We start from the raw sequence: 18,915 nt of genomic DNA, 5'->3' as shown, positions 1-18,915 counted from the left end.
GTTGCGGACCGCTTATGCATGCGCCCCGCAAAATTTCATCGAAATTTTGCGGGGCATCTCCGTTTTCAGCCTAGCCCTTCAACGGCTACACGCTCGGGCGCCGTTGTTTCGCGATAGCCGAGCCGCGTCGAGATCGCGAGTCCCGATTCCTTGAGTAGCGCGACGTAGTGCGATTTCGTGTCGGCGCCGCAACGCATCGTCGGAAACGAAATCGACAGGCCGGCGATCACGCGGCCGAAGCGGTCGAACACCGGCACCGCGAGACACTGCAACCCTTCCTCCTGTTCCTCGTTGTCCTCGCCGTAGCCTTGCTCGCGCACGCGCGGCAGGATGCTCAACACGGCGTCGGCACAGGCGAGCGACTTTTGCGTCGACTTGCGGAATTCCACATGCGAGAGGACCTCGCGCGCTTCGGCTGGGTCCATCCACGCGAGCAGCACTTTGCCGATCGCCGTGCTGTGCAGGGGATTGCGGCGCCCGATTCGCGACTGCATGCGCAGCCCGTAATCGGCGTCGATCTTATGGATGTAGATGATGGCGTCTTCGTCGAACGCGCCGAGGTGGACTGCCTCGCGCGTGACCTGGCCGATGCGGCGCATCTCGACGTCGGCCTCGCGCACGAGGTCGACGCTTTCCAGCGCCTTCGCGCCGAGTTCGAACAGGCGGATCGTCAAGCGGTAGCGCTCGGTTTCGATTTCCTGCGTGACGTAGCCGAGTGCTTTCAGCGTCTGGATCACGCGGTGTACGGTGGTCTTCGACATGCCGAGCCGCTGCGACAATTCGCTGATGCCGATCTGTCCGCTGTCGCCGATCGCGCCAAGAATCGCGAAGACCCTGCCGATCGAGGAGGCCGATTCGCCTCGGTCGTTAGCCATGCCGCCCGCGCTATCCGCTTCCTGCATGTTTGCGTCGTCGTCGTCCTTGCGTTGCTTGCCCATTGCTGCCATGTCCGTCATTCCCTGTTGATGCCAAACCGATCAAAGCCCGCTCACTGCCGGATGCCGATCGCTCTCAGTGCCGAGAGCATACCGCGTCGCGCAAGCCGCGTGACCGCTCTGTTGCCATCACGCTAGCGCGCGAGCCAGCCGCCGTCCACTGCAAGCGTATGGCCGTGCACGTAGTTCGACGCGGACGACGCGAGGAACACGACCGGTCCCGCGAGATCCGCCGGCGCGCCCCAGCGGCCCGCCGGAATACGTCCGACGATTTCATCGTTGCGCTGCGTGTCGCCGCGCAGCGCCGCCGTGTTCGCGGTGGCCATGTAGCCCGGCGCGATCGCGTTCACGTTGATGCCTTGCGCGGCCCACTCGTTCGCGAGCAGCCGCGTGAGACCGAGCACGCCGCTTTTCGACGCCGTATACGACGCCACGCGAATACCGCCCTGAAACGACAGCATCGACGCGACGTTGATGATCTTGCCGCCGCTTTCCTGCTTCACGAACTGTCGCGCCACGGCCTGCGAAAGAAAGAAGACGCTCTTCAGATTGACGTCCATGACGGCGTCCCAGTCGTCTTCGCTGAAGTCGAGCGCGTCCTCGCGGCGGATGATGCCCGCGTTGTTTACGAGCACGTCGACGCGGCCGAACGCTTCGACTGCGGCGCGCACGATATCGTCGACCGGAGCGATCGAGGCGAGGTCGGCGCGCACATCCGCGAAGCGGCGTCCCGTCGCGGCGACTTGCGCGGCCGTATCGCCGGCGTCCGCGCGACTCACGCCGACGATGTCGCAGCCGGCCGTGGCAAGCGCGACCGCCATGCCCGCACCGAGGCCCGTATTGCTGCCCGTGACGATGGCGACCTTACCGGTCAGATCGAAGCTGTTCACTGTGCGTAGGTCCTCGGCGACGTTGGGGTATCTGCTGTCCAGGATGGAAACATGGGTGCCGTCAACGCAGATCGCGCACCGCAATGTGGTCCATGTCGCTGAACACCTGGTTCTCGCCGACCATGCCCCAGATGAACGTGTACGCGCGCGTGCCAACGCCCGAGTGAATCGACCAGCTCGGCGAGATCACGGCCTGCTCGTTATGCACGAGGATGTGCCGCGTTTCGTTCGGTTCGCCCATCATGTGGAAGACGGCCGCGTCGTCGGCCACGTTGAAATAGAAGTACACCTCCATGCGGCGCTCGTGCGTGTGGCACGGCATCGTGTTCCAGAGGTTGCCCGGTTCGAGCTTCGTCATACCCATCGAGAGCTGGCAGGTGGGCAGCACTTCGGGAACGATGAACTTGTAGATGGTGCGGCGATTGCTCGTGGCGGGGTCGCCGAGCGTTTCGGGCGAGGCCTGTGCGAGCGAGATCGTGCGGGTGGGGTGCGACTCGTGCGCGGGCGCGCAGTTCAGGTAGAACCTGGCGGGCCGCGCCGCGTCGTCGCTGCCGAACGCGACGGCCTGTTTGCCTTTGCCGATGTAGATCGCCTCTTCGTTGCGCACCGTATAGCGCGTGCCGTCCACGTCGACCCAGCCATCGCCGCCGATGTTGATCGCACCCAGTTCACGGCGTTCCAGCAGATAGCCGACGCCGATTGCCTTGCCAAGCGAAGTAGGCACCTCGACCGCGCGCGTGGCCGGCCACACGCCGCCCACAATGATGCGATCGATATGGCTGTACGTGAGCCGCAGCGCGTCGCGTTCGAACACGTCTTCGACGAGGAACTGCTTGCGCAGCCCGGCGGTATCCAGCGTCTTCGCGTGCTCGCTATTGATGCTCTGTCTCACTTCCATTGTTCTTGCCTCCGATCGGATGGGGTGTCTTGCCGTGCCGTTTCAGGACGGCGTTCTGTTATCGACTGTAGCGCAGAATTCTAAATATGGAACATCGGTCCGAAAATATTGCACTGCCACATCAAGCGTGGCAAGCCTTCTGAATGACACGCGGGTAAACGATGATCGAGAAGCTTGTCAAAAACGGAACGTTGTTCCTATCGCAGTGCTATATTGCGCCGAATGGGGAGACGCCCGGCACAAGAACGGGACATCAATCGGGTAATCCACCCGGCAACTGGACGCAAAGTCCATGGAGGAGGCATGAAGCTCAAGAAGGCCATCGACCGCATTCCAGGCGGCCTGATGCTGGTGCCGTTGCTGCTCGGCGCCTGTGTCCACACGTTTGCGCCAGGCGGGGGGAAATATCTCGGGTCGTTCACCAATGGCTTGATTACCGGCACCGTGCCGATTCTGGCGGTGTGGTTCTTCTGCATGGGCGCGACGATCGACCTGCGGGCAACCGGCGTCGTGCTGCGCAAGTCGGGCACGTTGCTCGTGACCAAAATGGTGGTGGCGTGGATTGCAACGATCGTTGCTTCGCACTTCATTCCGATCGACGGCGTCAAGGCGGGCCTGTTCGCGGGCCTCTCGGTGCTCGCGATCACGACGTCGATGGATATGACCAACGGCGGTCTCTATGCAGCCGTGATGCAGCAATACGGCAGCAAGGAAGAGGCGGGCGCGTTCGTCCTGATGTCGATCGAATCGGGGCCGCTCGTCAGCATGATCATTCTCGGTGCGACGGGCGTCGCGTTCTTCGAGCCACGGCTGTTCGTCGGCGCGGTGCTGCCGTTCCTGATCGGCTTTGCGTTGGGTAACCTGGACAGCGAGCTGCGCGAGTTCTTTGGCCGCTGCGTGCATCCGCTGATTCCGTTTTTCGGCTTCGCGCTCGGCAACGGTATCGACCTGAATGTGATCGTCACGAGCGGCTTGCCGGGCATCGTGCTGGGCCTCGGCGTGATCGTGGTGACGGGCATTCCGTTGATCCTCGCGGACCGCTGGATCGCGGGCGGGAATGGGGCGGCGGGGTTAGCGGCTTCGTCGACAGCGGGGGCCGCGGTGGCGAATCCGGCGATCATCGGCGAGATGATTCCGCGCTTCAAGCCGCTGGTGCCGGCGGCAACGGCAATGGTCGCGACGGCGTGCCTTGTGACCGCGATTCTGGTGCCGATTCTGACCGCGCTATGGGTGCGCCGGCATCATGCACGCGATGCGTTGCGTGAGGAGTTTGCGGCAGCGACCACGCCGCCGCAGCCGCTCAATGAGCGCGACGTGCACGTTTGAAGGAGTGGGGCGGCTGGTTTGCTTTGCGCCCGAACGCGGCGAAGTGGAGCGAGTCACATGACGTGGAGGCGGGGCTTCACCGCCCCAGCTTCCTCTCCAGCATCGCTTTAACCTCCGCCCACTCCTCATCGATGATGCTAAAGCGCACCGAATTGCGCTTGCGCCCATCCGGCATGATCCGCTCGTGCCGGACAATCCCTTCCTGTTTCGCGCCGATCCGCAGAATCGCCGCTCTTGATTTTTCGTTGAGCTCGTCGGTCGTGAACTGCACGCGTACGCACTGCATCGTTTCGAATGCGTAACTCAGCAGTAGGTACTTTGCCTCGGTGTTCACCGCCGAGCGCTGCACCGATTCGCCCAGCCACGTGTGGCCGATTTCCAGCTTGCGGTTTGCGCGATCGATCTTCCAGAATCGCGTACTGCCGACAATCGCCCCGGTATCGCGCCTCACGATCACAAACGGCATCACGGTGCCGGCCGCGCGCCCGTCGAGCGCGGTTGCGATATAGCTGCCGACGGTTTCAGGACCTGGCACCACGGTCAGCTTCATCGTCCACAATTGCCCGTCCGCGGCGGCATCCAGCAGTGCCTGGGCGTGTTCCTGTAGAAGTGGCCTGAGTTCGACGGCTTGCCCGATCAGTGTGGGTTGCATGACGTGAGAAGTGTGAGGAACGTGAGGGCGAAGTTGCACTAAATAAAAAGTCCGCGAACGAGCGCTCGCGGACCTGGCACAGCAACCAATCAGACATCAATCAGACGGGAGAAATCGGAAGCCTCGCCCTTCATTGAAAGCCTGACGACGGCCTTCGGCGTCTTAAGCCGCGGTCACGGAAACCGCCTTCGTGACCAGATAGGCTTCCATGGCTTCCGGGCCGCCTTCCGAGCCGTAGCCCGAATCCTTCACGCCGCCAAACGGCATTTCCGGCCAGGGCGTGGCAGGCTGGTTGATCCACAGCATGCCGACTTCCATCTGTTGCGACAGCAGATGCACGTTGCGGAACGACTTCGTGAACGCATAACCGGCGAGACCGAACGGCAGACGGTTAGCTTCGGCGATTGCTTCTTCGAGCGTGTCGAAACCGCGGATCGCGGCGATCGGGCCGAACGGCTCGTTGTTGAATACGTCCGAGTCGAGCGACACGTTGGTCAGCACGGTCGGCGCGAAGAAGTTGCCTTCCGAGCCCACGCGTTCACCACCCGTCTCGACCTTCGCGCCGGTCTTGCGCGCGTCGTCGAGCACTTTGCTCATCGCGGTGAGACGGCGCGCATTGGCGAGCGGGCCGATGGTTGTGCCTTCCGCCAGACCGTCGCCGAGCTTGAGGCCTTCAGCATGCTTGACGAGCGCCGCGGCGAATTCTTCGCGGATGCTGTTGTGCACCAGGAAGCGCGTCGGCGAGATGCAGACCTGGCCCGCGTTGCGGAACTTCGCAGCGCCTGCGGCCTTGATGGCCAGCGCCACGTCGGCGTCTTCGGCCACGATGACAGGCGCATGACCGCCCAGCTCCATCGTCGCGCGCTTCATGTGCGAGCCGGCCAACGCTGCCAGTTGCTTGCCGACCGGCGTCGAGCCGGTGAACGTGACCTTGCGGATCACCGGATGCGGAATCAGGTAGCTGGAAATCTCCGCCGGATCGCCGAACACGAGGCCGACTGTACCGGCCGGCACGCCGGCTTCAACGAACGCCTGCAGCAGCGCCGCCGGCGACGCCGGGGTTTCTTCCGGCGCCTTGACGAGGAACGAGCAGCCGCTCGCGAGCGCCGCGCTCAGCTTGCGCACAACCTGATTGACCGGGAAATTCCACGGCGTGAAGGCCGCGACCGGGCCGATCGGCTCCTTGAGCACGGTTTGCTGCACCGCGAGATTGCGCGGCGGCACGACCCGGCCGTAGACGCGGCGGCCTTCGTCGGCGAACCATTCGATGATGTCCGCTGCGGACAGCATTTCGATACGCGCCTCGGCAAACGGTTTGCCCTGTTCCTGCACCATCAGGCGGGCGATGTCGGAAGCACGTTCACGCACGAGCGCCGCGGCCTTGCGCATGGTGGTGGCGCGTTCGTTGGCCGGAATCTTGCGCCAGGCTTCGAAACCGCGTTGTGCGGCGGCCAGCGCGCGATCCAGATCAGGGATGCCGGCATGAGCCACCTTGCCGATGGCCGTACCGGTGGCGGGGTTGATGACGTCGAGGGTTTTGCCGCTGGCTGCGTCGCACCATTCGCCGTTGATCAGAAGACGGGTGTCGGTATAGCTCGAGGTGGCCATGCTGGGTTCCTGTAAGTGGGGAGAACGATAGGTCGTGCGGTCGTGATGCATTGGGCTGACGCTGCGCGGCCAAGGATGGACTGCCGATACCAATCATCTTATCTGATTGCGCGCAATCGCATCGGCGCCGAGCCCGTGGACGGCGGGCGGCACGGGCTTTGCTACCTCGATTGCCGCGGCCTAGAAATGGCTGCATGAGGACTACCTGCGGGCTACCCGAGGGCTACCCAAGGGTTACGCGAGCGACGTCGCGCAAACTGGCGTAAAGTCAAGCAGCAGTGGCATGAACCGGCGCAAGCCGGTGAATGCAACCCAATCAACCAAGGTGCAAACGAGGAATCGACATGCCAACCGGTACAGTGAAGTGGTTCAATGACGCAAAGGGCTTTGGCTTTATCACACCGGACGACGGTGGCGAGGATCTGTTTGCCCATTTCTCGGAAATTCGCAGCGAAGGGTTCAAATCGCTGCAGGAAAACCAGAAGGTCAGCTTCGAAATCAAGCAGGGACCGAAGGGCAAGCAGGCGGCGGATATCAAGCCGGTGTAAGAGCAGTGCCCGGTCCGCGTGCGCAAGTGGGCGGACCGGGAGTGGTTTTTCGCGCTCAGGCGCGATTGGCTCGCGCTTTTCACGCAAAACGCGAGCCGGGTTACGCGTAGGCGTTCCGCGTCTCACCCATCCCATCGAGCAATTCATTTCGCACGCCGGCGAGCGCCCTGTCGCGCCGGTCACGCGGATGCCGTGCGGCAACGTCGATGTCGCGCACCAGTCGTCCGGCGCCACGCTGGCCCGCCGTGTTGAGCAGCAGAACGCGATCGGACAGATACAGCGCCTCATCCAGATCATGCGTGACGATCAGCGCCGCCGTGCCATGCGCGCGCGTCAGAGACAGCAAGAGGTCCTGCAGACGCATGCGGGTCATCGCGTCGACGGCGCTGAACGGCTCGTCGAGCAGCAACAGGTCGGGCTGGGAGAAGAGGCCACGCGCGAGCGCCACGCGTTGCGCCATGCCCCCCGAAAGCTGTTTGGGCAACGCCGCGCCGGTGCCGGCCAAACCAACCTCATCGAGCAGTTGGCCCACACGCGGGTCCGCGCCTCGCCGTGGACCCGCGGAGAACGCGATATTGTCAGCCACGCTCAGCCACGGCAGCAGCCGGGGCTCCTGAAAGATCACGCCGAGTCGCGGTGACGGGCCAAGTTGTGCCAGCCCGTCGAGCAAGATATCTCCCTCGAAGTCGCGATCGAGGCCCGCCAGCACGCGCAGCAGCGTGCTCTTACCGCACCCGCTCGGGCCGACCAGACTGACAATCTCCCCGCGCCCGATACCGAACGTCACGCGTTCGAGTACCGTGCGCGCTTCGTAGCGCTTGCTCACGGCACGAACCTGGAGCAGGGGCGCCTGACTTGAAAGATCTGCCGCGTTCAACGCGCACCTCGCGAGGAAGATGGGTCATTCGCGGTATCGCGCCATGACAGCACGCGCGCTTCGATCGTTTTAAGAATACTGTCGCTGAGCTTGCCGAGCAGTGCGAGCAACAGAATGGCGCCGAACACGAGATCGGGCCGGCCGGTTTCCCGGCCATCGCTCAGCAGATAACCGAGGCCGCGGGTGGCGGCAATCAGTTCGGCGGCGACCATGAACATCCACGCGAGACTCAAGCCCGTGCGCAGTCCGGTGAAGATCTGCGGCAATGACGCGGGTAACAGGATGCGCGTAAATTGCGCCCGTGGACTTAACCGGTTGACTTCGCCGAGTTCGATCAGTTTTCTGTCGACGCCTCGTATGCCGGCCACGACGCTCAATTGCACCGGAAAAAACGCGCCGATGGCAACGAGCGTGATTTTCGGCGCTTCGTCGATGCCCATCCACAGCAGCAGGATCGGCACCCAGGCGAGCGAGGGAATCGCGCGCAGTGCCTGAAACGCAGGGTCGAGAAGGGCGTCGAGGCGGCGGCTCAAACCCATTGCCGCACCGAGCAGAAGAGCGAGTGCGGAGCCGATGCCGAAACCCGCGAGTACGCGCATCGAGCTGGCGCCGATGTGGCGGGCCAGCCGCTCGCCGCCCAGTTGCCACAGCGTTTCAGCAATCGTGCTCGGCGCCGGCACGAGGTGCGCCGGCAATACAGAAGCACGCACCAGCACTTCGATCGCGGCGAGAAAGGCAAGCGGCAGGATCAAGCCGGCAATGCGCCAGCGCCTGAGCGGGTCGCGCGGCCGCGGTGCGACCCGCGGTGCATCGGCGGCTTGCAGCGCGCGATGCACCGAGCGTTCATCCGCTGTGTGCGATCGGTGCTGAAGTCCGAGCGATTCGTCAGTAGCCATGGGAGTCGGTCGGAGGGTTCTCGAGAGCAACGGGCGCGCCGGCTCACTGACCGCTGTTCGCGGCGATAACAGGCTGCGCGGTCTTCGCGTCGATCAAGGCGTCGATGATCTGATTCAGGTCGGTGCCCGGCTTCACCAGTTGCTCCTGCGTGAGAATCGGCGCGGCTGCTTTGAGCGCGGCCAGTTGCTGCGTGCCCGGCTGCGGATGGCTGAAATCGTTGCGGCTCAGTTGCAGTCTGGCGACCGGCAGCGACAACTTCGATTCTTCCGAGATGATCTTCGCGGTTTCGTCCGGATGCGCGGCGATCCACAGGCGCGCTTTCTCGTACACCTTGAGCACCTGCGCGAGCGTCTCGGGATGGTCGCGAATGAAATCCTCGCGGGCGTCGAGCAAGCCCCACGTATTGAAGTCGACGTTGCGATACAGCAGCTTCGCGCCATCGTCGATTTGTGCGGCGGCCATGTGCGGATCGAGGCCGGCCCAGGCGTCCACCTGGCCATTGGCGAGTGCGGTGCGCCCGTCCGGGTGCTGAAGATTGACGATCTCCACGTCGTCGCGCGAGATGCCTGCGGTGTGCAGTGCGCGCAGCGTGAAGAGGAACGGGTCCGTGCCCTTGGTCGCGGCGATCTTCTTGCCCTTCAGGTCCGCGAGGGTTTTGATCGGCGAATCCTTGCGCACCACCAGCGCGGTCCATTCCGGGCGCGAGAAAACGTACACGGCGCGAATCGGATTGCCATTGGCTTTGGCGAGCACGGCGGCCAGACCCGCCGTCGAACCAATGTCGATCGCGCCGCTATTAAGATACTCGAGCGCGCGATTGCTGCCGAGGCTCAGCACCCATTTGACCTCGGTGTGCTGCGGCGCGAGTTCCTGCTCGAGCCAGCCGTTGCGCTTGATGACGAGGCTTTCCGGTGAATAGTAGGCGTAGTCGAGTTTCAGTTCGGCAGGCGGCGCGGCGCGCGCGACACCCGGTGCAAGGAGGGCGAGCGTGGCCGTTGCCGCGATCAGCAACGCGCTCAGGCCGGCTTGCAGACGTTTCGCATGCCGCGGGTGTGAGGAAATCGAAGAAAGCGAAAAGCGCGCCGTGCCCCGCGGGATGTTCATTGACTGGTCCTGTGATGGTCGTTTAGTTGTGACCGGTCAATGTAGTCAATGCGCATGCCGAACTGAACGAATAAAAACTCACAATCAAAGCAGATTGGACGCTATGGCGGACGTGGGCGGGCGGGCCGGGAGTATTTTTCTTAAGGTTTCCTTCAGCTTTGCTCCGTACTATCTGCGCGACCACCCGTATCCCCGCGGGCAATAGTTCCGATAGTTTTCCGATAGAAAACTGAAAGCGCCGATCTAAGGCTTGCTGGAGCATTCATGAAAACCCTCTTCTTGCAAGCGCCGTCGTATGACGGCTTCGATGGTGGCGCGGGTTCGCGCTATCAGGCCAAGCGTGAAGTTCGCTCGTTCTGGTATCCGACGTGGCTCGCACAGCCCGCCGCGCTCGTCCCCGATAGCCGCGTACTCGATGCCCCCGCCGACGGCTTGTCCGTCGAGGCGTCGCTCGACATAGCACAGCAATATGATCTGGTGGTGATTCACACCAGCACACCGTCTTTTCCCACCGACGCACTGTTTGCCGAAGACCTGAAGAAGCGCAAGCCTTCGGTGCTGATCGGCATGGTCGGCGCGAAGGTCGCGGTCGATCCGCACAATTCGCTGACCGCGAGCGAGGCGATCGATTTCGTCTGCCGTGAAGAATTCGACTTCACCTGCCAGGAAGTTGCCGAAGGCAAACCGTTTGCCGGCATCAAAGGTCTGAGCTATCGCGCGGCAGACGGTTCGATCGAGCACAACGAAGCACGCCCGATCCTGGAGAACATGGACGAGCTGCCGTTCGTCGCGCCCGTGTACAAGCGCGATCTGAAGATCGACAACTATTTCATCGGCTATCTGAAGCACCCGTACGTGTCGATTTACACGGGCCGCGGCTGCCGTTCGAAATGCACATTCTGCCTGTGGCCGCAAACGGTGGGCGGGCATCGCTATCGCACGCGTTCGACTGAGAACGTGCTCGAAGAAGTGAAGTGGATTCGCGACAACATGCCTGAAGTCAAGGAGATCATGTTCGACGACGACACCTTCACCGACTTCAAGCCGCGCGTCGAGGAAATCGCCCGCGGTCTCGGCAAACTGGGTGTGACGTGGTCGTGCAATGCGAAGGCGAACGTGCCGTACGCAACGCTGAAGATCATGAAGGAAAACGGCCTGCGCCTGCTCTTGGTCGGCTATGAATCGGGCGACGACCAGATTCTGCTGAACATCAAGAAGGGCCTGCGCACCGACATTGCGCGCCGCTTCAGCGAAGATTGCCGCAAGCTCGGCATCAAGATTCACGGCACGTTTATTCTCGGCCTGCCCGGCGAGACGCAGGACACGATCCAGAAGACCATCAAGTACGCCAAGGAAATCAATCCGCATACGATTCAGGTGTCGCTCGCGGCGCCGTATCCGGGCACGACGCTCTACAACCAGGCGGTCGAGAACGGTTGGCTGGAAGAGAACAAGGTCATCAACCTCGTCAGCAAATCGGGCGTGCAGCTCGCGGCAATCGGCTATCCGCATCTGTCGCGTGACGAGATTTACCACCAGCTCGAAAACTTCTACAAGCGCTTCTATTTCCGTCCGTCGAAGATCTGGGAAATTCTGCGCGAGATGCTCACGAGCTGGGACATGATGAAACGGCGCCTGCGTGAAGGCGTCGAATTCTTCCGCTTCCTGCGCGCCCACGAGGCGTGAGCGCCGTGCATCTGCTCGCCGTCACGCTGGCCTATGCGTGTGCGGCGGGGGCGGTTTTCGGCATCGCCTACACCGTGTTGGCGGGTGCCCTGATCGGCCGGTTCTTCGCGCGAGCGGTGTCCGAGCCGACCAGCTTTCCGCCGGTCACGATCGTCAAGCCGCTGCACGGCAACGAGTGGGCGTTGCTCACCAATCTCTCGAGCTTCTGTCAGCAGGACTATCCAGGTCCTGTGCAATTCCTGTTCGGCGTGCACGATTCGGCTGACCCCGCATTGCAAGCCGTCGACGATCTGCGGCGGCTGCATCCGGAGGCGGACATCACCGTGGTCGCAGACGCACGGCTGTACGGTCCGAACCGCAAGATCAGCAACATCCTCAATATGCTCCCGCAGGCCCGGCACGACGTGCTGGTATTCGCCGACAGCGACGTAAGCGTCGGGCCCGATTATCTGCGCAATGTAGTCGGCGAATTGCAGAAGCCTGGCGTCGGTCTCGTCACCTGCGTGTATCGCGGTGCGCCGGATCCCGGGTTCTGGCCGAGACTGTCGGCCAAGGCGACCAACTATCAGTTCCTGCCCGGCGTGGTGACGGGGCTTGCGCTCGGCCTCGCGCGCCCCTGCTTTGGACAGAGCATCGCGATGCGGCGCGATACGCTGGAAAAAATTGGCGGCTTCACGCCGTTCGTGCAGCACCTGGCCGAGGATCATGCGATCGGCGAGGCCGTGCGCATGATCGGCGAGAAAGTGGTCATTCCACCGTTCACGATCTCGCATGCCTGCGTTGAAAACAGCGCGACGAAACTGATCGCGCATGAACTGCGCTGGAGCCGCACGATCCGCAGCATCGATCCGCTCGGCCATCTCGGTTCGGTGCTGATTTTTCCGCTTGCCTTTGCGTTGCTCGCCACCGCGTTCTCGGGTGGCGCATGGTGGGCGTGGTCGCTGGCGCTGGTCGCCGTCTGCGTCCGGCTCGTCCTGAAACTGGTGTCCGATCGTGCACTGCAGCAGGCGCATCGTGACCTGTGGCTATTGCCGTTATGGGATATCGTATCGTTTTCGATTTTCGTGGCGAGCTTCTGGTCCTCGCGCGTGATCTGGCGCGGTTTCAGTTTCAAGGTGGATGGCGACGGCCTGCTGTCGGTGGCGCAGGACGGAATGACGGATGAACAGCAGGCTGGGTAAGCAATGATGCGCGGGTATTCGGAAGGGCATGGCGAGGACGATGCAGCGTGCCTGAAGCACGCGCAAAGGGTGGCCGCATGATGAAGCATCTCGGCCGCTTTGCCGCGCTTGCCGGCTTGCTGGTGTCGCTGTGGCTGGTCTGGCAGGGCAATCCCGGCGCCGTGCTTGGCGCACTGCGCGCGGCGGGCGCAGGCCTCGTTCTCGCGGCGCTCGCGCACGTGCTGCCGATGATCGCCAATGCCTGCGACTGGCGCTCGCTGATTCGCGGCGCGAACCGGCCCAGTATTGCCAATATGCTGCATCTGGTCTGGGTGCGCGAATCCGTCAATTGCATGTTGCCGGTGGCGCGTATCGGCGGCGAGGTGGTGTCGTTCCGGATGCTCAGGCGCTGGGGCGTGCGGCCCTCCACGGCGGTCGGCAGCATCATCGTCGATATGCAGCTCACGGTGATCAGCCAGTTGCTGTTCACCATGGTCGGCATCGGTTTTCTGTTCGCGCATGCGCACTCCGACACGCTGCGGCTCGCCGGGCAACTGGCGTGGGGCGTAGTGGTGCTCACTCCGCTCCTGGTGCTGTTCGCACTCGTGCAGCATGCCAGCCCGTTCGAGCGCATCACACGTGTGCTCAATCGTATGACAAGCGGCAAGCTCGCCGCGCTCGTCGGCCAATCGGCGCAGATCGACCAGGCCATCAAGCTGATCTGGCGCCGGCGCGGCGTGGTGCTGCGCTACCTGTTCTTCTGGCAACCGCTGCAGTGCTTCCTGACGTCGCTCGAAATCTGGCTCGCGCTGTATTTTCTCGGCGTGCACGTCACGCTGATCGAGGCGGTCGTAATCGAATCGCTGATCCAGGCGATCAGCAGTGCGGCGTTCTTCGTGCCGGGCGGTCTGGGCGTGCAGGAGGGCGGTTTCATTCTGATCGGCGGCGCGCTGGGTCTCGATCCTTCCACCTGTCTTGCGCTCGCCGGTGCGCGGCGCATTCGCGATCTGCTGATCTTCGTGCCCGGACTTATTGCGTGGCAGTTTGCCGAGTCGGGCAATCGCGAACCGAAGCGGGCCGAAACGGCAGGGCGTGCGGTTGTGGGCGAAGCCAGTCAGCGTTAGTGCAACGCCTTCATTCTTCCGCGCCCGCATAAGCAGGAAACGACACTTCCACTGCGAGGCCCTGCTCGCCGACGCCCGCGCCGACGCGCAGGCTCGCACCGAAATGCTCCGCGATCCGCGCGACGATCGAAAGGCCCAGTCCGCTACCGGTGGCCTGGTTGCCGGTGGCGCGGAAAAACCGGTGGGTCAGGCGGTCGAGATCGCTGGGCGCGACGCCGGGGCCGTCGTCGCGCACGGTGATGTGCACCCGGCCGGCGTCATACCGCACGGCGACTTCGATGCTGCCGCCTGCGTGTCCATACTTGATCGCGTTATCGAGCAGATTGTCGAGCAGGATGCCCATCAGTACGGGCTCGGCATTGATCTCGGCGCGCATGTCGCCGGTGAGCGTTACGCGAATGTCCTTTTGCTGCGCGTTGGGCTCGTTGGCGAGCAGCGCGTCTTTCGCCACGGTCGCGGGCCTGAGCGGCGACGTGGCGAGCGTTTCGTGCGCATCCAGGCGCGCGAGCAGCAGCAACTGCTCCGCGAGCCGCGCGCTGCGATCGACGCCTTGCACCACGCGTTGCATCGCCACCCGCTGTAGCGCCGTGTCCGGTTCGGCCAGTGCGACTTGCGCCTGCACCTTGATGGCGGCAAGCGGCGTTTTCAGTTCATGCGCCGCGTCGGCGGTGAACGCGCGCTCGCGTTCGATCGAGTGCCGCAAGCGCGACAGCACCAGATTGATTGCGTCGACGAGCGGGCGCACCTCGGTCGGCGCGCGGCCGATATCGACAGGTTCCAGCCGGTTGATATCGCGCGCGCGAATGGCGCCGGAGAGGACCTTGAGCGGCACCAGGCTCCAGCCGATGCTGAACCATACCAGCAGCGCCAGCACCGGGAGCGCGATCAGCGTAGGGCGGGCGATCCGGCTCGCGACACCGCTCACGAGATCGCTGCGGGTATTGGCCGGTTCGAACACGCGCACCGTGTGGCCGAGCGTAGTATCGCGCAAGGTGAACGTGTGCCATATCTGGCCACCTAGCGTCATGTTTTGCGCGCCGCTTGAGGTCGGCACCGGTAAATCCCATGCGTGCAGCGCGCGCAATTGCGGGCTGCCCGCCAGCACCTCGCCGTTCGCGCTGCGCACCTGAAACAGCGCGTCGCGCGGCAGGGAATCGTCGTCGTCGCTATCGTTCGCGCCGGGTTCACCGCCTTTTTCTTCTTCGCGCACATCGATGCGCGCATTGGCCAGCGTGGTCAGATTGCGCTCGTCGAGCAGCGCGAGGATTTGCGCGAGTTCCGCAAGACGTGCTTCTTCCCATTCGCCGACCTCGCGTGTGGCCTGACGATAGCTCGTGATCAGCGCGATGCCCCAGATCAGCGCGATGCTGGCCAGCACCAGCAGCATCAGACGGCGGCGTATCGATGCCGACATCACGCTTTCTCCACCACGTAGCCGATATTACGCACGGTTCTGATCAGCTTGGCGCCGAGTTTTTTGCGCAGGTTGGACACATGGACCTCGATCGCGTTGCTTTCGATTTCCTCCTGCCATCCATACAAACTCTCTTCGAGGCGCGAGCGCGACTGGGGGATGCCCTGATTGGTCAGCAACTGCATCAGGATGGCCCATTCGCGCGAGGTGAGGGGCACGCGCGTATTGCCGATTTCGACGGTTTGCGCGGTGGGATTGACCGTCAGATCCTGGTAGCGGATGACCTCGACGCTACGCCCCTGCGCGCGGCGCAGCAGGGCCCGGCAACGGGCAATCAGTTCGGTCAGGTCGAACGGTTTGCCGAGGTAGTCGTCAGCGCCCGCTTCGAGGCCGCCGACGCGGTCCACCACTGTGCCCTTGGCGGTCAGCACAAGCACCGGCACGTCCTTGCCGGCGTCGCGCAGCCGTTTCAACAGTTCCATGCCCGACACCCTTGGCAAGCCCAGATCGAGCAGGACCAGCGCATAGGCGGTGGTGTCGAGGGCGAGACTGGCCTTGTGGCCGTCACGGGCCCAATCGACCGTGAAACCGGCTTGACGCAGTCCCGCTTCAATGCCGCAGCCGATCAGGTCGTCGTCTTCTACGAGGAGTACGCGCATGGGGAGAGATTCCATTTGATGTCGATTGCATAGCGGCGACAGTTTTTAAGCAAGCGCCGAGTCACACATCCGAAGTGTAACGATCCTGTTCATTGGACGCTTTATACCTCTTTCTTCCTTAAGGTTTCCTTCAGCTTGAATCGCTACTATCGCCCCTCAGCAGGTTACTGTCGCGTGGCCGACAATCGGCGCGCGAAACTACGTCATGTTGTCAGATCATCGCAACTTAATCGTAAGCACATCGATGGAATGTACGGTTGACGCCTCTGGTGGCGCGTTCTACCGGCGCATGTGCCGGCGAATCGCGTTACTGCATGATGCCGCGCATTCCTTCAGGTCACGAGACCACGCCATGAAGCCAGTCACCACCGACATGCTGCGAGCCCATCTGATGGCGGCTTCGCTCACGGCCATGGGTACCGAAGTGCTCGCCTTGCTGGCACTGCTGGTTCTGCCGGTTTCGCAGCAGGTTTTCAGTTCCACAGAGTTCCAGGCACTTGCGCTCGCGCTGATCGTAAGCGGCGTCATGGTGATGCGCCAATTCGCGCAGGCCGCTTTCAATCTCGCCATTCGGGGCCAGTACGCTACGTCTGCCGGCCGGCCCGTGTTGATTGAAGTGGACTGTCCGCGGCGCTGGTTCGTCGTTCTTCATCTACGCTTTACCGGCAAACCGTTCGTGCTCGCCGGGCACTGACGGCAACAGGCGATGGCGGCGCACGCATTGACTGTATGCCAATGGATCCTGTTATCGGGCTGCGTCTCGGCCTCGCTTTATGCGATGCTGGCCGCGGTGGCGATGCCGTTCTTCGCGGTGCGCCGCGGCGCGCGCGCGAAGGCTGCTAGCGTCCCGGCTGCTGCCCAGGCTTCGGATTCCCTGCCTCCTTTCACGAATGTCGGCGTCAGCGTGCTCAAGCCGCTGTGCGGCGCCGAGCCACGTCTCTACGAAAACCTCAGAACGTTCTGCGACCAGCGCCACGGGCATTTCCAGCTCGTACTCGGGGTCTCGTCGCCGGACGATCCCGCCATCGCCGTGGTGCGCCGTTTGCAGGCCGCCTATCCGATGCACGACATCGAGCTCGCCATCGATACGCGCGTGCACGGCAGCAATCTCAAGGTCAGCAATCTGATCAACATGGCGGAGCGCGCGCGCCATGACGTGATCGTGATCGCGGACAGCGACATTGCCGTCGAAGCCGACTATCTCGATACTGTGGCGGCGCCGCTCGCCGATCCGCGCGTGGGCGTGGTGACCTGTCTCTACGTAGCGCAAGGCGTCGGCGGTTTCTGGCCGCGGGTCGGCGCGCTATTTATCAACGAGTGGTTCGCGCCGTCGGTACGTGTCGCGCATGCAGCCGGGTCGCGCCGCTTCGGTTTCGGTGCGACGCTGGCCTTACGCCGCGCGACGCTCGAGCGCATTGGCGGTTTCGACGCGCTGAAAAACTGCCTCGCGGATGATTACTGGCTGGCCGAACACGTGCGTGCGCTTGGGCTTAGTACGGTGCTTTCACGCGTGATGGTGGCGACGGACGTTATCGAGCCGACTTTTTCCGCCCTGTGGCAGCGTGAGACGCGTTGGCTGCGTACGATCCGCTCGGTGAACCCGCTTGGCTTTGCCTTTCTGTTCATCACATTTCCGACCCCGTGGCTCCTGGCCGGCGCGTGGCTCACCGGCAGTTTCGCAAACGGTGCGTCCGGCGGCGTGCATCTGTGGGCGGCGTTGGTGGGCGGCGTCGCCACGGCGGCCGGTTTTGCCGCGCGCATGCTGATGCATCTGCGTTCCGCGCGTCACGAACGTACGTTCTGGCGCGACTTGCCGCTCGTGCCTTTGCGCGATACCTTGCTGGCATTGCAATGGCTCGCGGGCGCGTTCGGCTCGCATGTGGTTTGGCGCGGCGCACGCGTGCCGGTCGAGGCCTCCGCGTCGACGACGCGCGCGCAGGCATTGGGTGTGATGGATGTCATGGAGACTTCGGATGGCGGCTGAGCCACGCGGCCTGATCGTCACTGCAGACGATTTCGGGCTGCATCCGCGGGTGAATCTGGCGGTCGAGCAGGCGCACCGGCACGGCGTGCTGACGGCCGCTAGCCTGATGATCGGCGCGCCCGCCGCGGCCGATGCGGTGGCGCGTGCCCGCGAACTCCCGGGGCTGCGGGTCGGTCTGCATCTGGTGCTGGCTGACGGCGACGCGGTTACGCCGCGCGCGGGGATTGCCGCATTGCTCGACGAGCATGGCCGCTTTGGCGACAACATGGTGCGCGACGGGGTGCGGTTTTTCTTTTTGCCGCACGTTCGCAAACAGCTGGCGCGAGAGATTCGCGCGCAGTTCGACGCTTTTGCAAGGACGGGGTTGACGCTCGACCACGTCAACACGCACAAGCATTTTCATTTGCATCCGACGGTGCTTGGTTTGATTCTGGAGATTGGCCGCGAGTACGGGATGCGGGCCATGCGCTTGCCGTTCGAGGTTGGCGCGCCGCTGTGGTTGCGGCCGTGGATTTCATGGGTGCGGGCGAGGTTGGATCGGGCTGGGGTCGTGCACAACGATTATGTTGTTGGGATTGCTAATAGTGGGCGGATGGATGAGGGGGCGTGGCTTGCTGCGCTTGCCGATTTGCCGCATGGGGTGGGGGAGATTTATTGTCATCCGGCGTTTGCGGGTGATCGGGTTTTGAGTCATGGGATGAGGGATTATCGGCACGCCGAGGAGTTGCAGGCGCTGTTGTCGCCTCGGGTTGCTGAGGCGATTCGGGGGGTGGGGGTTCGGGTTGGTGGGTTTGGAGATGTGTTGAGCGGGTGATCTTTTTTTGCCTTTTGCGGCGGCATTTTCCTTGTTCTTGGGGCTTTGGCCTTTCCTTGTTTTGTTAGTGGTTTATTAGCGTTCCCCCTGTGCGGGGGGGCACCTACTTTTCTTTGCTTGCCGCAAAGAAAAGTAGGGCGGTTTCAAATACCAAGTGCAACAGCCGGGTCGATAACAATCCCTTGCCTGGCGCAGTTTTCAATGAAGGCTTCTCCGGGCCTGCGCCAACCCAGCGTTTTTCGAGGTCGCCGATTCAGGTTCAGCGCGATCGCATCAAGCTGGCGCTGCGAGAACTTCGACAGGTCTGCTCCTTTGGGCAAAAACTGGCGCAGCAACCCA

At 63.1% G+C, this 18,915-nt stretch carries 18 protein-coding genes and 1 pseudogene; 8 read left to right on the top strand and 11 right to left on the bottom strand.

Annotated elements, in window-relative coordinates:
• Nucleotides 1–65 precede the first annotated feature (65 nt).
• The 3 genes from kdgR to kduI form a co-directional block, all read right to left on the bottom strand.
• A complete protein-coding gene (gene kdgR / locus R8871_RS25320; RefSeq protein WP_175052917.1) occupies nt 66–947 on the bottom strand; it encodes a DNA-binding transcriptional regulator KdgR in 882 nt (293 codons plus the stop codon).
• 122 nt (nt 948–1,069) lie between these two features.
• Nucleotides 1,070–1,825: a 2-dehydro-3-deoxy-D-gluconate 5-dehydrogenase KduD gene (gene kduD, locus R8871_RS25315; RefSeq protein WP_175052916.1), complete on the bottom strand. Its 756-nt coding sequence runs from the start codon at nt 1,823–1,825 to the stop codon at nt 1,070–1,072.
• A 61-nt stretch (nt 1,826–1,886) separates the two neighbouring features.
• Nucleotides 1,887–2,723, bottom strand: coding sequence for a 5-dehydro-4-deoxy-D-glucuronate isomerase (gene kduI / locus R8871_RS25310; protein WP_175052915.1), 837 nt, complete (start codon nt 2,721–2,723; stop codon nt 1,887–1,889).
• Nucleotides 2,724–3,026: 303 nt separating this feature from the next.
• Between kduI and kdgT the strand changes: the two genes are divergently transcribed.
• Complete coding sequence (gene kdgT / locus R8871_RS25305; protein ID WP_093642943.1) at nt 3,027–4,049, top strand: 2-keto-3-deoxygluconate transporter; 1,023 nt, start codon at nt 3,027–3,029, stop codon at nt 4,047–4,049.
• A gap of 76 nt (nt 4,050–4,125) precedes the next feature.
• Here kdgT and R8871_RS25300 read toward each other — a convergent pair whose 3' ends face one another.
• On the bottom strand, nt 4,126–4,701 hold the full coding sequence (locus R8871_RS25300; protein WP_175052914.1) for a GNAT family N-acetyltransferase: 576 nt from the start codon (nt 4,699–4,701) through the stop codon (nt 4,126–4,128).
• A 162-nt stretch (nt 4,702–4,863) separates the two neighbouring features.
• A complete protein-coding gene (locus R8871_RS25295; RefSeq protein ID WP_175052913.1) occupies nt 4,864–6,309 on the bottom strand; it encodes an NAD-dependent succinate-semialdehyde dehydrogenase in 1,446 nt (481 codons plus the stop codon).
• A 344-nt stretch (nt 6,310–6,653) separates the two neighbouring features.
• On the opposite strand from R8871_RS25295, the gene R8871_RS25290 reads away from it, so the two are divergent.
• The gene (locus tag R8871_RS25290) at nt 6,654–6,857 is read left to right on the top strand and encodes a cold-shock protein (RefSeq protein WP_007181784.1); all 204 of its coding nucleotides are present in this window, start codon (nt 6,654–6,656) and stop codon (nt 6,855–6,857) included.
• Nucleotides 6,858–6,957: 100 nt separating this feature from the next.
• Here the strand turns inward: R8871_RS25290 and R8871_RS25285 are convergent, their stop codons facing one another.
• From R8871_RS25285 to R8871_RS25275, 3 genes are read right to left on the bottom strand one after another with little or no spacing between them, the layout of a single operon-like run.
• Nucleotides 6,958–7,683, bottom strand: a complete 726-nt coding sequence (locus R8871_RS25285; RefSeq protein ID WP_246287703.1) for an ABC transporter ATP-binding protein — start codon at nt 7,681–7,683, stop codon at nt 6,958–6,960.
• A gap of 47 nt (nt 7,684–7,730) precedes the next feature.
• Complete coding sequence (locus tag R8871_RS25280) at nt 7,731–8,630, bottom strand: ABC transporter permease (protein ID WP_175052911.1); 900 nt, start codon at nt 8,628–8,630, stop codon at nt 7,731–7,733.
• A 43-nt stretch (nt 8,631–8,673) separates the two neighbouring features.
• The gene (locus R8871_RS25275) at nt 8,674–9,735 is read right to left on the bottom strand and encodes an aliphatic sulfonate ABC transporter substrate-binding protein (RefSeq protein WP_175052910.1); all 1,062 of its coding nucleotides are present in this window, start codon (nt 9,733–9,735) and stop codon (nt 8,674–8,676) included.
• A 264-nt stretch (nt 9,736–9,999) separates the two neighbouring features.
• Between R8871_RS25275 and hpnJ the strand changes: the two genes are divergently transcribed.
• The 3 genes from hpnJ (at nt 10,000) to R8871_RS25260 (ending at nt 13,705) form a co-directional block, all read left to right on the top strand.
• A complete protein-coding gene (gene hpnJ, locus R8871_RS25270; RefSeq protein WP_054043552.1) occupies nt 10,000–11,421 on the top strand; it encodes a hopanoid biosynthesis associated radical SAM protein HpnJ in 1,422 nt (473 codons plus the stop codon).
• The gene (gene hpnI, locus R8871_RS25265) at nt 11,418–12,602 is read left to right on the top strand and encodes a bacteriohopanetetrol glucosamine biosynthesis glycosyltransferase HpnI (RefSeq protein WP_175052909.1); all 1,185 of its coding nucleotides are present in this window, start codon (nt 11,418–11,420) and stop codon (nt 12,600–12,602) included. Before hpnJ ends, hpnI (R8871_RS25265) begins: the two co-directional genes overlap by 4 nt.
• A 77-nt stretch (nt 12,603–12,679) precedes the next feature.
• Nucleotides 12,680–13,705, top strand: a complete 1,026-nt coding sequence (locus tag R8871_RS25260; RefSeq protein ID WP_175053216.1) for a flippase-like domain-containing protein — start codon at nt 12,680–12,682, stop codon at nt 13,703–13,705.
• Nucleotides 13,706–13,715: 10 nt separating this feature from the next.
• On the opposite strand, the gene R8871_RS25255 is transcribed toward R8871_RS25260, so the two are convergent.
• Both R8871_RS25255 and R8871_RS25250 read right to left on the bottom strand, forming a co-directional pair.
• Nucleotides 13,716–15,122 (bottom strand): ATP-binding protein, encoded by a 1,407-nt coding sequence (locus R8871_RS25255; RefSeq protein WP_175052908.1) that lies wholly within the window; start codon nt 15,120–15,122, stop codon nt 13,716–13,718.
• Nucleotides 15,119–15,778 carry a response regulator gene (locus R8871_RS25250; RefSeq protein WP_175052907.1) on the bottom strand — a complete coding sequence of 220 codons (660 nt, stop codon included), beginning with the start codon at nt 15,776–15,778 and terminating at the stop codon, nt 15,119–15,121. Before R8871_RS25250 ends, R8871_RS25255 begins: the two co-directional genes overlap by 4 nt.
• 352 nt (nt 15,779–16,130) lie before the next feature.
• Between R8871_RS25250 and R8871_RS25245 the strand changes: the two genes are divergently transcribed.
• Genes R8871_RS25245 through hpnK form a run of 3 tightly spaced genes read left to right on the top strand, consistent with a single transcriptional unit; the run spans nt 16,131 to nt 18,576 of the window.
• Nucleotides 16,131–16,472 (top strand): hypothetical protein, encoded by a 342-nt coding sequence (locus R8871_RS25245; protein ID WP_175052906.1) that lies wholly within the window; start codon nt 16,131–16,133, stop codon nt 16,470–16,472.
• 12 nt (nt 16,473–16,484) lie between these two features.
• Nucleotides 16,485–17,762, top strand: coding sequence for a bacteriohopanetetrol glucosamine biosynthesis glycosyltransferase HpnI (gene hpnI, locus R8871_RS25240; protein WP_175052905.1), 1,278 nt, complete (start codon nt 16,485–16,487; stop codon nt 17,760–17,762).
• Nucleotides 17,752–18,576 (top strand): hopanoid biosynthesis-associated protein HpnK, encoded by an 825-nt coding sequence (gene hpnK, locus R8871_RS25235; RefSeq protein WP_175052904.1) that lies wholly within the window; start codon nt 17,752–17,754, stop codon nt 18,574–18,576. The genes hpnI (R8871_RS25240) and hpnK overlap by 11 nt, the downstream gene beginning before the upstream one ends.
• Before the next feature lie 143 nt (nt 18,577–18,719).
• On the opposite strand, the pseudogene R8871_RS25230 reads toward hpnK, so the two are convergent.
• Nucleotides 18,720–18,915 (bottom strand): annotated as a pseudogene (locus tag R8871_RS25230) (IS30 family transposase); the annotation flags it as partial.

Source organism: Paraburkholderia sediminicola, assembly GCF_902859805.1.
Taxonomy (GTDB): Bacteria; Pseudomonadota; Gammaproteobacteria; order Burkholderiales; family Burkholderiaceae; genus Paraburkholderia; species Paraburkholderia sediminicola.
Note: the sequence above shows the minus strand (reverse complement) of the source record. Positions and strands in the feature narration are given on the sequence as shown.

Bases quoted from the DNA above. Each gene is read 5' to 3' on its own strand.
- kdgR (WP_175052917.1), bottom strand. From the start codon at position 947: ATGGCAGCAATGGGCAAGCAACGCAAGGACGACGACGACGCAAACATG.
- kduI (WP_175052915.1), bottom strand. From the start codon at position 2,723: ATGGAAGTGAGACAGAGCATCAATAGCGAGCACGCGAAGACGCTGGAT.
- kdgT (WP_093642943.1), top strand. From the start codon at position 3,027: ATGAAGCTCAAGAAGGCCATCGACCGCATTCCAGGCGGCCTGATGCTG.
- R8871_RS25300 (WP_175052914.1), bottom strand. From the start codon at position 4,701: ATGCAACCCACACTGATCGGGCAAGCCGTCGAACTCAGGCCACTTCTA.
- R8871_RS25295 (WP_175052913.1), bottom strand. From the start codon at position 6,309: ATGGCCACCTCGAGCTATACCGACACCCGTCTTCTGATCAACGGCGAA.
- R8871_RS25290 (WP_007181784.1), top strand. From the start codon at position 6,654: ATGCCAACCGGTACAGTGAAGTGGTTCAATGACGCAAAGGGCTTTGGC.
- R8871_RS25280 (WP_175052911.1), bottom strand. From the start codon at position 8,630: ATGGCTACTGACGAATCGCTCGGACTTCAGCACCGATCGCACACAGCG.
- R8871_RS25275 (WP_175052910.1), bottom strand. From the start codon at position 9,735: ATGAACATCCCGCGGGGCACGGCGCGCTTTTCGCTTTCTTCGATTTCC.
- hpnJ (WP_054043552.1), top strand. From the start codon at position 10,000: ATGAAAACCCTCTTCTTGCAAGCGCCGTCGTATGACGGCTTCGATGGT.
- R8871_RS25260 (WP_175053216.1), top strand. From the start codon at position 12,680: ATGATGAAGCATCTCGGCCGCTTTGCCGCGCTTGCCGGCTTGCTGGTG.
- R8871_RS25250 (WP_175052907.1), bottom strand. From the start codon at position 15,778: ATGCGCGTACTCCTCGTAGAAGACGACGACCTGATCGGCTGCGGCATT.
- R8871_RS25245 (WP_175052906.1), top strand. From the start codon at position 16,131: ATGAAGCCAGTCACCACCGACATGCTGCGAGCCCATCTGATGGCGGCT.
- hpnI (WP_175052905.1), top strand. From the start codon at position 16,485: ATGGCGGCGCACGCATTGACTGTATGCCAATGGATCCTGTTATCGGGC.
- hpnK (WP_175052904.1), top strand. From the start codon at position 17,752: ATGGCGGCTGAGCCACGCGGCCTGATCGTCACTGCAGACGATTTCGGG.